Source organism: Pseudomonas sp. REP124 (genome assembly GCF_020164475.1).
Classification (GTDB): domain Bacteria; phylum Pseudomonadota; class Gammaproteobacteria; order Pseudomonadales; family Pseudomonadaceae; genus Aquipseudomonas.
Map to the genome: position 1 here is coordinate 1 of NZ_JAIQWX010000190.1, position 10717 is coordinate 10717.

The window sequence follows — 10717 nt, forward strand, 5'->3', positions numbered from 1 at the left end:
CACACCGCTTTCGCGAGCAAGCCCGCTCCCACAGGGGATTTGTTTGTGCTTTAGAACGGGGCAGGACACTCGAAGCGCAGGCGCTCGCCGGTTTGCGGGTGGGTGAAGCTGAGCATGCTGGCGTGCAGGCACAGCCGGGGCCAGGCGGCCAGGGCCTGTTCGTGGGCATAGAGCCCGTCGCCCAGCAGCGGATGACCGATAGACAGCATGTGCACGCGCAACTGGTGCGAGCGGCCGGTGATCGGCGTGAGCTCCACGCGGCACCAGTCACCGCAACGCTCCAGCACCCGCCAGAAGGTCAGGGCGTGCTTGCCGAACTCGTGGTCGACCACATGCCGTGGTTTGGTCGGCGGGTCGTAGCGCAAGGGCAGGTCGATGCTGCCGCTGTCCAGTTCGGGTTGGCCCCAGGCCAATGCGGTGTAGGCCTTTTCGGTTTCGCGGTCGTGGAACTGCCGGGACAGTTCGCGGTGCGTATCGGCATCCCGGGCCAGCAAGATGATGCCGGAGGTTTCCCAATCCAGCCGATGGACGATGAGCGCGTCCGGGTAGCCGTTTTCCTGCAGGCGGGTAATCAGGCAATCCTTGTTATCGTCGGCCCGGCCGGGCACGGAGAGCAACAGGGTCGGTTTGTTCACCACCAGAATGGCGGCGTCCTGATAAAGGATGTGGACGTTGGACAACGGCATTAAAACAGCCTCGTAACAAACGCCAACGGCGGCTCAGGCTTTCAAGGCTCTTTGTAGGAGCGAAGCTTGCTCGCGAAGGAGTGTCAGTCGACAACGATGTAGCTGACACACCTTCGCGAGCAAGCTTCGCTCCTACAAGGAACAGCGAAAACCTGAGCCGCCGTGGCTCCCACCGGATCGATCAGCGATCTGGCAGGGTGATATTGAGTTCCAGAATCGAGCAACTGCCCTGGCTTTCCAGTGCCACATGCACGTCATCGGAGCCGATATTGACGTACTTGCGAATCACCTCCACCAACTCCTTCTGCAAGGCTGGCAGGTAGTCCGGGGTGCTGCGTTGGCCGCGTTCGTGCGCCACGATGATCTGTAGACGCTCTTTCGCTACCGACGCGGTGCTTTGCTTTTTGTTGGCACGAAAGAAGTCAAAAAGGTTCATTGCTTAGTTGCCTCCAAACAGGCGCTCGAAGAATCCCTTCTTCTGTACATCGAGGAATCGATGATCCACGGTTTTGCCCAGCAGGCGGTCTACGGTGTCGCTGTAGGCCTGGCCGGCATCGCTCTGGTCGTCGAGGATCACCGGAACGCCCTGGTTGGATGCCTTGAGCACCGCCTGGGATTCTGGAATCACGCCGAGCAGGGTCACCGAGAGGATTTCCTTGACGTCTTCTACGCCGAGCATTTCGCCTTTGCTCACACGCTCCGGGTGGTAACGGGTAATCAGCAGGTGTTCCTTGATCGGGTCTTCGCCGCGCTCTGCACGACGGGACTTGCTGGCCAAAAGGCCGAGCATGCGGTCGGAGTCACGTACCGAGGACACTTCAGGGTTGGTCACGACGATCGCTTCATCGGCGAAGTACATGGCCAGGTGGGCGCCTTTCTCAATGCCCGCCGGGGAGTCGCAGACCACGAACTCGAAGTTTTCCTTGAGTTCCATCAGGACTTTTTCTACGCCTTCGACGGTCAGCGCGTCTTTGTCGCGGGTCTGGCTGGCGGCCAGTACGTAGAGGTTTTCCAGGCGCTTGTCTTTGATCAGAGCCTGTTGCAGGTTGGCTTCGCCGTTGACGACGTTGACGAAGTCGTAAACCACACGGCGCTCGCAACCCATGATCAGGTCGAGGTTACGCAAACCGACGTCGAAGTCGACGATCACTGTTTTGTGGCCGCGCAGTGCGAGGCCGGTACCGATAGCGGCGCTGGTGGTGGTCTTACCCACACCACCCTTGCCGGATGTAACCACGAGAATCTTGGCCAAGGTGTTTCACCCCTAATGAAAAAGGACTTTTTTCAGCCCCTGAAAAACATCTCTTGTAACTACTGCAGTCGAACAGCCTTGGCTGGAATTTGGTTTTGGGCTGCGTTTACCGGCGGTAAACACGGCTTTCGGCCTGTTTCCTACTTCGTTTGAGCCATTTTCGCTACGTTTTAGAGATGATTGGAAAATGCGGCAGTATCCGTTAAAGCCGAATGATGTTCAACACGTCGCCCGACAGGCTGACCTGCACGCCCGAACCCCATAACGGGTCGCGGCGCAGATCTTCGGAGACCTTGTAATGACCGGCGATGGAGACCAGTTCAGCGCTCAATTGCTGACAGAAAATCCTGGCTTTCGTGTCGCCCTTGACCCCGGCCAGGACACGACCACGCATCGGGCCGTATACATGGATGTTGCCATCGGCAAGAAGTTCCGCCCCCGGGCTGACCGAGGAGACCACCACCAGGTCGCAGCCCTGGGCGTAAATCTGCTGGCCACCACGTACTGGCGTGGTGATGATCTTGGTTGGTTTGATCGTCGGCTCCGGCGGCTTTTCCGGTTTTTTCGGAGCAACCGGCTCGTTCAGATCCAGGGAACGCTCACGGGCGCCGGACGGCGGCAGCACCGGAATATCGACGGCAATCGCCGCTGCGATGTCTTCGATGCGGCTGGCGCGGATGGCCAGGGTGCGCAGGCCGTGCTGGCGGCACACGCGCATCAGGCCCGGCAGATCGATCACGCCTTCGCTGGCCGGCAGTTTGTCCAGGGCCAGGATCAACGGCGCATTGCTGAAAAAACCAGGGGCCTGGGCAACCTTGGCGGCCAGTTGCCGGTCGAGGCCTTCCAGATCGTTACGGGCCAGTTCCAGCACGGTAATGGCCAGCATGCTGCCCTTCAGCTGGAACACGGAATCCTGGTCTTGCGGTTCGGTTTGGCTCATGGTCGGCATACAACGGCTTGTCACTAAAAGTGCCCAGACTTATAACGAGAACGCCCGCAGGCCGCAAGCCGGGTCGAACGATGTAGAATGCGCGGCCACTGTCTTTCCGGAAGCTTTAATGGATCGCCCGCGTTTTCGAAAATCCTTTCTCTCGCCACGTTTCTGGCCGCTGTGGTTGGGCCTGGGGCTGTTGTGGCTGATCGTCCAGCTGCCTTATTCGGCCTTGCTGTTGATCGGCCGCGCCCTGGGTGCCCTGATGTACCGGGCGGCCGGCGAACGGCGGCGCATCGCCAAGCGCAACCTGGAGCTGTGTTTCCCTGAAAAGACCGCCGCCGAGCGCAAGCGCCTGCTCAAGGAAAACTTCGCCTCCACCGGCATCGCTTTCTTCGAGATGGCCATGAGCTGGTGGTGGTCGCGCGAGCGTCTGGCCAAGCTGGCGCACGTTGAAGGCCTGGAGCATTTGCAGAAGGCCCAGCGTGAAGGCAAGGGCGTGATTCTGATGGCGGTGCACTTCACCACCCTGGAAATCGGCGCCGCGCTGTTGGGCCAGCAGCACACCATCGACGGCATGTACCGCGAGCACAAGAACCCGTTGTTCGACTACGTCCAGCGTCAGGGCCGCGAGCGGCACAATCTCGATTCGCTGGCGGTGGAGCGCGAGGACGTGCGCGGCATGCTCAAGCTGCTGCGCGCCGGCCGGGCGATCTGGTACGCACCGGATCAGGACTACGGCGCCAAGCAAAGCATTTTCGTGCCGCTGTTCGGCATTCAGGCGGCGACCGTCACCGCCACCAGCAAGTTTGCGCGGCTGGGCAAGGCGCTGGTGGTGCCGTTCACCCAGGAGCGTCTGGCGGACGGCAGCGGCTATCGCCTGGTGATCCATGCGCCGCTGGAAGGCTTTCCCGGTGAAACCGAGGAAGAAGACTGCCTGCGCATCAACCAGTGGATCGAAGGCGTGTTGCGCGATTGCCCCGAGCAGTACCTCTGGGCCCATCGCCGCTTCAAGAGCCGTCCACCGGGCGAGCCCAAGCTGTACGCCAAGCGCGGTTGATCCAGACAGCCCGATGCACCTGACCTGATGCACCATGGAGGAGCGATGTGATGAGTCCTGCTGAACCGGTAACAGGTTTGATTCTTTCCGGCGGCGGGGCTCGGGCGGCCTATCAGGTCGGGGTGCTGGCGGCGATTGCCGAACTGTTGCCGCTGGGCGCCGACAATCCGTTTCCGGTGATCGTCGGCACCTCCGCCGGGGCGATCAATGCGGTCAGCCTGGCCAGTGGGGCCATGGATTTTCGTTCTGCCATTGAGCGTCTGACCGAGTTCTGGCAGGGCTTTCGCAGTCATCTGGTGTTGCGCAGCGACTGGCCCGGGGTGATCCGCCAGGCCAGTCGTTTCGTTGGTCACAGCCTGCTGGGCTTGGGCGCCCAGGTGCCGGTGGCGCTGCTTAACAGCTCACCGCTGCGCGACTTGCTCAACGACAAGTTGCAGATGAACGGGATCGCCGAGGCCATCGCTCACAAGCAGCTGCATGCTGTGGCCGTCACTGCGTTCGGCTACGAATCCGGCCAGGCGGTGACTTTCTATCAGGGCGGCCGCGCCATCCATGACTGGCTGCGCCACCGTCGCATCGGCGTTCCTGCCCAATTGTCCGTTGAACATCTGCTCGCCAGTTCGGCGATTCCCCTATTGTTTGCTCCGGTAAAGATCGGCGAAGAGTTTTTCGGCGATGGTGCGGTGCGCCAGTCGGCACCGATCAGCCCGGCGCTGCACCTGGGGGCCAGTCGTGTGCTGGTGGTAGGGGTCAGTGGCAACCCGCGGGGCATCGATCCGGAGCAACCGCTGCAACGGGCCTACACCGGGCAGCAACCGACGCTGGCGCAGATCGGCGGCCATATGCTCAACAGTACGTTCATTGACAGTCTGGAAAGCGACATCGAGCTGTTGCAGCGCTTGAACCAGTTCAGCCGCCTGATGCCCGATGGCACGCCGGTCCGCACGCTGGGCGTGGCGCCGGTGGAGGTGCTGGTGATTTCGCCGAGCCAGCCGATCGACGAGATTGCCGCGCGCCATCGCCATGAGTTGCCGGCGGCATTGCGCCTGTTTCTGCGCGGGCCGGGGGCGACGAAGACTAGTGGGGCGGGGGTGTTGAGTTATCTGCTGTTCGAGGCGGGGTATTGCAGCGAGTTGATCGATCTTGGGCGGCGGGATGCGTTGGCGAAGAAAGATGAGTTGTGCAGGTTTCTGGGGTTGCCGGAGCCGGTGCTGTCGGCCTGACATTTGCGGCGCGGCATTCGCGAGCAAGCCTCGCTCCCACAGGGAATCTCGCGAATCCTGTAGGAGCGAGGCTTGCCCGCGAAGCTTTTCAGATCAGAAATGCACCTTGACCAGGAAGCTGGTCACGCTCTGATCGGTCTTGAAACCGTCGGTGTCTTCGATACCGTACTTGTTCTTCCAGTAGTCGTACTCGACACCCACGTACAGCTGCTTCTCGCCCAGATTCAACGCCTTGCCCAAGTCGTACTTGATCTGCGGGTTGAAGTGCAGGTTGGCGTGGTATTCGCCTTTGCTGTTGACGTCGTTGTCGACCACCCAGTCCATGAAGCCGTCGATGAGGATGCTCGAATCGCCCACCGGGATGGTGTAGGACCAGACCGGAGTGATCTGCCAGATATCGTCGCCCGGACGGTCGCCTTCGGTGTGGCGGTTGTAGAAGTTCAGCTGGAAATAGTCGAAGCCCGGGATGGCGAGGTCGAAGCCGGGACCGATCAGGTAAGACTCGGTATCGTCCTCACCGAATTCGTAGGTCATGGCCAGCAGCACGTCCTTGACCGGACCGAATTCCAGTTTCTGGTCGAAGATCTTGTTGAACGACAGACGCGGGCTGAACTCGCCGTAGTAGGTGTTCTCGCCGGCGAAGGCGTCTTCCTTGCCGTTGTAGAAGATCTTGTCGTAGAAGAAGAAGTTGTCGCCGTATTTCCAGCCGTCGGCGTGTTCGAAGGTCACGGTCTGCTGAATGCGCGGATTGACCTGGAAGTCCTTGCCATAAAGGTAAGTCAGGCTGTTGTTCTGCCATTGCAGCAAGTCGCCTGCGATGGCCTGACCCCCTGCCAGCATCGATCCCGCCAGCATCAGGCTAGTGCACGTGCGTTTCATTCGGTTGCTCCCAAAAGTAGTGGTTTCACGTTTTTTTAAGGTCGACGCTCTGGTGTGGCGCCTTTTTCTGCAGCTGTTAAAAATCGTCCTTTCGGCCAGCGTCAGTGCTGTCAGCAGGGCTGAGCCAAGGCTTTTCGAAAAGCAAAAAAACTCCCGCTCGGCTGCCCGGGAGCAGTCGATTGAGAGGTTTTGGGGATGCCTTGGTACCGTCCAGCGCCGGGATAAGTTGGCTCGCTGGTCAGGAATTAAATCCGGGCTTTTTTTTAAAGCGGATTCAGGCGGTCGCGGAGAATACTGACTCCACGGCCAGGTCTCAAGTGCTCCGCAACGGCGCACCGACGACAGGCTTGGGGCACGGTTGCGGATCATCTTAGAAATGCACCTTCACCAGCAGGCTGGTGGTGTTTTCGTTGGTGTCGAAGTTGCCGCTGTTCTCGATGCCGTATTTGTCCTTCCAGTAGCTGTATTCGATGCCGGCATACACCTGCTTCTCGCGCCAGCCCATGGCTTTGCCCAGGTCATATTTGATCTGCGGGTTGAAGTGCAGGTTGGCGTGATAGGTGCCACGGGAGTTCTGGTCGTTGTCGGTCACCCAGTCGATGTAGCCGTCGATCAGCAGGCTGGAGTTGCCTAGAGGCACGGTGTAGGACCAGGCCGGAGTGATCTGCCACACGCCATCGCCGGGGCGCGCGCCTTCGGTGAAGCGCTGATAGATGTTGAGAGTGACGAAGTTGAAGCCGGGCACCTTGAGGTCGAAGCCGGGGCCGATCAGGTAGGCCTCGGTGTCGTCTTCGCCGTTCTCGTAAGTCATGGCGAGCAACACGTCCTTGATCGGGCCGAATTCGATTTTCTTGTCGAAGATCTTGCCGAAGGACAGGCGCGGGCTGAATTCGCCGTAGTAAGCGTGGGAGCCTTTGTTCCGGTCGCCCTTGCCGTTGTAGTAGGTGCTGTCGATGAACATGAAGTTGTCACCGTACTTCCAGCGGTCCGCGTGCTCGAAGGTCACCGTCTGCTGGATCGACGGGTTCACCTTGAAATCCTTGCCGTACAGGTAACTGATGCTGTTGGTCTGCCACAGCAGTAGATCGCCGGCCATGGCCTGGCTGGCGGCCAATAGTCCGGCAGCCAGCAATATGCTTGTCTGTGTCCGAATCATCTGTTGCTCCCTCTTTTTTTATTTTTGTCAGGCAAAGGCAGCCCCAACCCCCGGGTGGGGGGCGGTGCCTGTTCAATCAATGCGAGTGGGCGTGACAGTCGTTGGTCGCGGCGCGTTCCTTTCCGCCGAGGATGTTGAACAACAGGTTCAGCGACAGCGCGCTGAGGGTGGCCATGGCGATGCCGCTGTGGGTGATCGGGCTCATCCACAGGGGCAGGTGGGCGAAAAACTCCGGACGCACCACCGGGATCAGGCCCATGCCGATGCTCACCGCCACCAGCAACTGGTTGCGACGGTCACCGATGTCGGCTTCCTGAAGAATTTTGATCCCGGTGGCGGCGACCATGCCGAACATCGCGATCGCCGCGCCGCCGAGCACCGCCGGTGGAATCGAGGCCACCAGGAACGCGGCCTTGGGCAGCAGGCTGAGGACGATCAGCAAACCGCCGGCGACGATGGTCACCGAACGGCAGCGCACGCCGGTCATCTGCACCAGGCCGATGTTCTGGGCGAAGGAGGAGTGGGTGAAGGTGTTGAAGAAACCGGCGAAGAACGACGCGCCGGCATCGCACAGCAAACCGCGACGCAGCCGGCGAGGGCAGACTTCATCGCCGGTGATCTTGCCCAACGCCAGGAACATCCCGGTGGACTCGACGAAAATGATCACCACCACCAGACACATCGACAGGATCGGCGCCAGCTCGAACTTCGGCATGCCGAAGTGCAGCGGGGTGACGAATTGCAGCCAGGGCGCGTTGGCCATGCCGCTCAGGTCGACCATGCCGATCACGCCGCAGAGTACGTAGCCCAGGCACATGCCGATCAGTACCGAAATGTTGACCCAGAACCCGCGCATGAAGCGGTGCACCAACAGGATGGTGCCCAGCACCAGCGCAGCGATGGTCAGGTAGATGGGCGAGCCGAATTGTGCGGCCTGGGCGCCACCGCCGGCCCAGTTCACGGCCACGGGGAACAGCGACAGACCGATCGAGGTGATGACCGTGCCGGTCACCAATGGGGGGAAGAAGCGCACCACCTTGGACATGAACGGCGCAATCAACATACCGAAGAAGCCGGCAGCGATGGTGGCGCCGAAGATGCCTTGCATGCCCACGCCAGGCATGCCCGCCATGGCAACCATGCTGCCGACAGCGGCGAAACTGGCGCCCATCATCACCGGCATGCGGATGCCCATGGGGCCGATGCCGAGGGATTGCACGATGGTGGCGATGCCGGCGACCAGCAGGTCGGCGTTGATCAGAAAGGCGATTTCTTCACGGCTGAGGCCCGCGGCCTGTCCGATGATCAGCGGCACCGCGATGGCGCCGCCGTACATCAGCAGAACGTGTTGCAGGCCAACCAGGATCAGTTGCAGGAGAGGTAAACGCTGAATGGCGGGTGCGTCGGGAATACGGGCCTTGGATAGCTCGGACATGCAACACCTCGGATCTTTTTTATTCTTGTGAGTTACAGCTGTCGGGTGGCTCACAGCTGTTTCTTTGCATCAGGCTGACCGCGTTGCGGCCGTTCGCGGGCAAGCCTCGCTCCTACCGATCGGTGTGGATCCTGTAGGAGCGAGGCTTGCCCGCGAAGCTTTTCAACGATTAATTGGTCGGAGCACCCTGAACGATCCAGGCACCGATCAGATCCCGTTCCTGCTGGGTCATCTGGGTGATGTTGCCCAACGGCATGATCTGGGTGGCGACCGCCTGGGCCTGGATCCGCGCGGCGTTCTGGCGGATCTGCTCAGGGGTATCCAACATCACACCGGCCGGGGCCGCGCTGAACAGCGGGCTGGTCGGCTTGGCCGAGTGGCAGACCGCGCAACGTTCCTGAATCACGGTGTGCACCTTGTCGAAACCAGGACCTGCATTGGACGCTTGCGCCGGTGCTGCGGCTGGGGCTTCTGCTGGTTTGGCTTCAGCCGGCTTCAAGCCGCCGCCCACCGCCGTTTCCGGTAGAGGCTGGTACTCGATCGCCGCAGGCGCCTTGGCCACTTCCGGAGCATTGGACATCGGCTTCGGACCGGTCACATAGGCCAGGCAGATCATGCCCACCGCTGCCACCGGCAGGGTCCAGGCGAACTTGTGGCTGTCGTGACGGGTGTTGAAGTAGTGACGCACCAGCACCGCGAAAATCGCGATCCCGGCCAGGATCAACCAGTTGTACTGGCTGCCGTAAGTGCTCGGGAAGTGGTTGCTGATCATGATGAACAGCACCGGCAGGGTGAAGTAGTTGTTGTGACGCGAACGCAGCAGGCCTTTTGCTGGCAGTGCAGGGTCCGGCGTGCGGTTCTCGGCGATCGCCGCTACCAGTGCGCGTTGCGCCGGCATGATGATGCGGAACACGTTACCGACCATGATGGTGCCGATCAGCGCGCCAACGTGCAGGTACGCACCACGACCGCTGAACACTTTGCTGAAGCCATAGGCCGCGCCGATGATCAGCACGAACAGGATGAAGCCGAGCAGGGCAGGGCGTTTGCCCAGGGCCGAGTCGCAGAGGAAGGAGTAGACGAACCAGCCGATGAACAGCGAGCCCAGACCGATGGCCACGCCTTCAGGGCCGCTCAGGGTGCTGCCCGGAGCCAGCAGGTAGAGCGTCGGGTTGGAGTAGAACACCACGCACAGCAGCGCGATACCCGACATCCAGGTGAAGTAGGCTTCCCATTTGAACCAGTGCAGGTTGTCCGGCATGGTCGGTGGAGCCAGTTTGTATTTTTCCAGGTGGTAGATGCCGCCGCCGTGGATCGCCCACAAGTCACCGGCCAGGCCGCTTTTCGGGTTGACCCGATTGAGGTTGTTCTCCAGCCAGACGAAATAGAACGACGCGCCGATCCAGGCCACACCGGTAATCATATGAACCCAGCGCACGCTCAGGTTCAGCCATTCCAACAGATGTGCTTCCACAGTCTTTACCTCTCGCCTGTCACTCTGTTATCGAGTGATCAGACCTTCTCTTATTGGTGGGGGGCGAGGATCAAACGCTCATCCTCTTTGAAAAAATGCTCATCGCAGTTATTGCCTGTGCCACTGCGATCAACCACCAGGAAGTCATCCCGCTTTTCGATCGTCAGCACCGGGTGGTGCCAAACGCCGCGATGGTAATTAATGCCCTGCCTGCCGTTGGTGACGAAGGCGCGGACCAAGCCTGATACAGGTTCATCGCCAAGTGGCGCGACCACGATCAGAAAGGGGTTGCCGAGCAGCGGAATGAAAGCCTGGCTGCCCAGCGGATGGCGCTCCAGCATGCTCACGGTCAGCGGCATGTCCTGCGCGTCGGCGCGGAAGATGCTGATGATCGCGTTGTCCTCTGGCGTGGCGGTTTCGACCGTTGCCAGTTTGTGGAAGCGCATGGTCGAACCGTTGTTGATCATGAAGTGATCGCTGCCGTCGGTTTCGATCACGTCACCGAAAGGGGCGAAGGCTTCTTTGGTCAGCGGTTCAATCGTCAGTGTGCGCATGCTGTTCTTTTCCGAATTCTGTGTTGTTGGTTCTATCGCCTTCGCGGGCAAGCCTCGCTCCTACGGA

General features: G+C 60.6%; 11 protein-coding genes. 2 read left to right on the forward strand and 9 right to left on the reverse strand.

The features are described from left to right. Nucleotides 1-50: 50 nt before the first annotated feature. The 4 genes from K9857_RS27625 to minC form a co-directional block, all read right to left on the reverse strand. Nucleotides 51-686, reverse strand: a complete 636-nt coding sequence (locus tag K9857_RS27625) for an RluA family pseudouridine synthase (RefSeq protein WP_224541311.1) — start codon at nt 684-686, stop codon at nt 51-53. A gap of 181 nt (nt 687-867) precedes the next feature. Further along, nucleotides 868-1122, reverse strand: coding sequence for a cell division topological specificity factor MinE (gene minE, locus K9857_RS27630; RefSeq protein WP_007974947.1), 255 nt, complete (start codon nt 1120-1122; stop codon nt 868-870). Between the two features lie 3 nt (nt 1123-1125). Continuing rightward, entirely contained in the window at nt 1126-1938 is an 813-nt protein-coding gene (gene minD / locus K9857_RS27635) for a septum site-determining protein MinD (protein ID WP_224541313.1), read from the reverse strand. A gap of 202 nt (nt 1939-2140) precedes the next feature. Then, on the reverse strand, nt 2141-2878 hold the full coding sequence (minC, locus tag K9857_RS27640) for a septum site-determining protein MinC (protein WP_224541315.1): 738 nt from the start codon (nt 2876-2878) through the stop codon (nt 2141-2143). Nucleotides 2879-2996: 118 nt separating this feature from the next. Between minC and K9857_RS27645 the strand changes: the two genes are divergently transcribed. Beyond that, on the forward strand, nt 2997-3929 hold the full coding sequence (locus tag K9857_RS27645; RefSeq protein WP_224541316.1) for a lipid A biosynthesis lauroyl acyltransferase: 933 nt from the start codon (nt 2997-2999) through the stop codon (nt 3927-3929). 50 nt (nt 3930-3979) lie between these two features. Then, complete coding sequence (locus tag K9857_RS27650; protein ID WP_224541317.1) at nt 3980-5152, forward strand: patatin-like phospholipase family protein; 1173 nt, start codon at nt 3980-3982, stop codon at nt 5150-5152. 93 nt (nt 5153-5245) lie between these two features. Here K9857_RS27650 and K9857_RS27655 read toward each other — a convergent pair whose 3' ends face one another. The 5 genes from K9857_RS27655 to K9857_RS27675 all read right to left on the reverse strand — a co-directional run bounded on the left by K9857_RS27655 (nt 5246) and on the right by K9857_RS27675 (nt 10650). Then, nucleotides 5246-6031, reverse strand: a complete 786-nt coding sequence (locus K9857_RS27655; protein WP_224541318.1) for an outer membrane protein OmpK — start codon at nt 6029-6031, stop codon at nt 5246-5248. A 370-nt stretch (nt 6032-6401) separates the two neighbouring features. Then, nucleotides 6402-7187, reverse strand: a complete 786-nt coding sequence (locus K9857_RS27660) for an outer membrane protein OmpK (RefSeq protein WP_224541319.1) — start codon at nt 7185-7187, stop codon at nt 6402-6404. 76 nt (nt 7188-7263) lie between these two features. Further along, nucleotides 7264-8622: a nucleobase:cation symporter-2 family protein gene (locus tag K9857_RS27665; protein ID WP_224541321.1), complete on the reverse strand. Its 1359-nt coding sequence runs from the start codon at nt 8620-8622 to the stop codon at nt 7264-7266. Between the two features lie 169 nt (nt 8623-8791). Beyond that, complete coding sequence (locus K9857_RS27670) at nt 8792-10096, reverse strand: urate hydroxylase PuuD (RefSeq protein ID WP_224541324.1); 1305 nt, start codon at nt 10094-10096, stop codon at nt 8792-8794. Nucleotides 10097-10146: 50 nt separating this feature from the next. Then, nucleotides 10147-10650, reverse strand: a complete 504-nt coding sequence (locus K9857_RS27675; RefSeq protein ID WP_007960046.1) for an ureidoglycolate lyase — start codon at nt 10648-10650, stop codon at nt 10147-10149. Nucleotides 10651-10717: the final 67 nt, after the last annotated feature.

Bases quoted from the DNA above. Each gene is read 5' to 3' on its own strand.
- K9857_RS27650 (WP_224541317.1), top strand. From the start codon at position 3,980: ATGAGTCCTGCTGAACCGGTAACAGGTTTGATTCTTTCCGGCGGCGGG.
- minC (WP_224541315.1), bottom strand. From the start codon at position 2,878: ATGAGCCAAACCGAACCGCAAGACCAGGATTCCGTGTTCCAGCTGAAG.
- minE (WP_007974947.1), bottom strand. From the start codon at position 1,122: ATGAACCTTTTTGACTTCTTTCGTGCCAACAAAAAGCAAAGCACCGCG.
- K9857_RS27655 (WP_224541318.1), bottom strand. From the start codon at position 6,031: ATGAAACGCACGTGCACTAGCCTGATGCTGGCGGGATCGATGCTGGCA.
- K9857_RS27625 (WP_224541311.1), bottom strand. From the start codon at position 686: ATGCCGTTGTCCAACGTCCACATCCTTTATCAGGACGCCGCCATTCTG.
- K9857_RS27675 (WP_007960046.1), bottom strand. From the start codon at position 10,650: ATGCGCACACTGACGATTGAACCGCTGACCAAAGAAGCCTTCGCCCCT.
- K9857_RS27665 (WP_224541321.1), bottom strand. From the start codon at position 8,622: ATGTCCGAGCTATCCAAGGCCCGTATTCCCGACGCACCCGCCATTCAG.
- K9857_RS27645 (WP_224541316.1), top strand. From the start codon at position 2,997: ATGGATCGCCCGCGTTTTCGAAAATCCTTTCTCTCGCCACGTTTCTGG.
- K9857_RS27660 (WP_224541319.1), bottom strand. From the start codon at position 7,187: ATGATTCGGACACAGACAAGCATATTGCTGGCTGCCGGACTATTGGCC.